A 1,749-nucleotide genomic window follows, 5' to 3' on the forward strand; every position below is an offset into this window, starting at 1 on the left:
TTGGTGTTGTAAAACATCAAAGCGAATACCACCCGCAAGTGGTTACATAACCCTTTACGGATGGTTCGGAGAGATGGTATCTACGCCTGGTTTTTATTTTGGTGGTGCCATTGGTGCTTGTGTCTCAAGACGCGCGTCGATAAGAAGCAGTAATTGATTCGGCGAAGTCGGGTGGTATGATATTGTCATACTCGTGATATCTTAGGATGGCCAGATATGAGCATGCATCGGAAAACCATTACGCTGACTGAACAACAAGACTGTTGGGTGAAAAGCCAGATTGAAAGCGGTCAGTTTGGCAATGACAGTGAGTATATCCGTTACCTCATCCGTCGAGATCAGCAGGCTCAAGAACGTATTGCCGTGCTGAGGCAGGCTCTCGCTGAGGGTGAGTCAAGCGGGAAACCTAAGGCACTCGATGTATCGGCTATCAAGGCAACTGGCCGTCAACGGATGAAGGCGGCTGATTAGTGCTTAAGCTGAGCGTCACGCCGAAGGCCGAATCCGATCTCATTGGAATTTGGGTATATACCTGCGAAAAATGGGGTGCTGATCAGGCAGATAAATATCTAGATCAGCTTGAGAGCGGCATGAAACCGCTGATTAATCATCCATCACTCGGCGCGAACTACGCCTATGTTTTTTCTGGGTATCGAAGATTGCAGGTCGAGCATCACGCTGTTTTCTATCAAGTACTTGAGTCGGAGGTACTCGTTGTTCGTGTGCTGCACGAGGACATGGACGCACCTGAAAGACTTCTGGATTAGCTAGTTAGTCATTTATCGGGGCTTTTGGTGGTGCCATTGGCGTAGGTGACACAAGCCCCGGCACCATGTCAACAATAATGCACCATGCCAATGGGCGCCTGTCACGATCAGTGCCAATTTTAATCATCAATGTCGGAGGCGCGCTCGTTATATCGAGGAACGAGGCTTACATCGTACTGGCGCTTTTCCGACCTACGCTCGATTTTAACGAAGCGCTTCCCGGTATTTTAAGGAGACAACCCATGGCTAATCATGACACAGAAAAGACGATACCTGAGCGTGAGCAACGGCGCTTTGCCGTATCTGCCAATCGGGACAAAGGCAGTCATCGGATTCGTTATGTGGAGGCAGGCGGTGCCTCGGTGGATAATGAAGAGTGTACATTTTGCCAGGCGGTACCGGGTTTGAGTGATCAGCCGGAGAATGACGAAAAGGCGGAAGAAAACTCTAAAGGGCCGAGCTCCTAGCATAGTGGGCCTTAGGGGCTCTATCCGTATTTTTCTATCGGGACAGGCACTTTAGGCTTGATGATCCCATTGGCGTAGGTGACACAAGCCCCAGCATAATGTCAACAATAATGCACCATGCCAATGGGCGCCTGTCACGATCAGTGCCAATTTTAATCATCAATGTCGGAGGCGCGCCAGTTATATCGAGGAACGAGGCTTACATCGTGCTGGCGCTTTTCCGACCTACGCCAATGGTGCCATTGATGCTTGTCTAGTCTACGTATGATTTGGAAAAGGGAGTACGGAGAAGAGCGAGAAGCAGTGCCTAGGCCCTTTATCTACAGCACCTGTCACGATCGGTGGTAAATTTAACACCGGCGCCAACTTTGGCTTTAATGTCGGAGGCGCACGGTTTACATTGAATTAATATTTTCACATCGCACTGGCGCTTGTCCGACCTTGTATCTCTCCTGGAGTTGAGGTTAGCTACCTCTGTTCCGGTGAGTTTGGTGATGCTGAGTCCGACCTTAGCA

The 1,749-nt window shown here is 49.7% G+C and carries 3 protein-coding genes; all 3 read left to right on the forward strand.

All coding sequences use genetic code 11. From position 1 onward, the window contains the following. The first annotated feature begins 216 nt into the window (after positions 1–216). The 3 genes from BZJ21_RS15250 (at position 217) to BZJ21_RS15260 (ending at position 1,234) form a co-directional block, all read left to right on the forward strand. Positions 217–471: a type II toxin-antitoxin system ParD family antitoxin gene (locus BZJ21_RS15250; protein WP_077651224.1), complete on the forward strand. Its 255-nt coding sequence runs from the start codon at positions 217–219 to the stop codon at positions 469–471. Further along, on the forward strand, positions 471–767 hold the full coding sequence (locus BZJ21_RS15255; protein ID WP_077670252.1) for a type II toxin-antitoxin system RelE/ParE family toxin: 297 nt from the start codon (positions 471–473) through the stop codon (positions 765–767). The genes BZJ21_RS15250 and BZJ21_RS15255 overlap by 1 nt, the downstream gene beginning before the upstream one ends. Before the next feature lie 242 nt (positions 768–1,009). Next, entirely contained in the window at positions 1,010–1,234 is a 225-nt protein-coding gene (locus BZJ21_RS15260) for a hypothetical protein (RefSeq protein ID WP_077577398.1), read from the forward strand. Positions 1,235–1,749 lie beyond the last annotated feature (515 nt).

The sequence above is a fragment of the Salinivibrio costicola subsp. alcaliphilus genome (assembly GCF_001996185.1).
In the GTDB taxonomy this organism is placed as follows: Bacteria; Pseudomonadota; Gammaproteobacteria; order Enterobacterales; family Vibrionaceae; genus Salinivibrio; species Salinivibrio costicola.

Excerpts from the sequence above, each read along its gene's own strand:
- BZJ21_RS15250 (WP_077651224.1), top strand. The coding sequence starts at position 217 with ATGAGCATGCATCGGAAAACCATTACGCTGACTGAACAACAAGACTGT.
- BZJ21_RS15260 (WP_077577398.1), top strand. The coding sequence starts at position 1,010 with ATGGCTAATCATGACACAGAAAAGACGATACCTGAGCGTGAGCAACGG.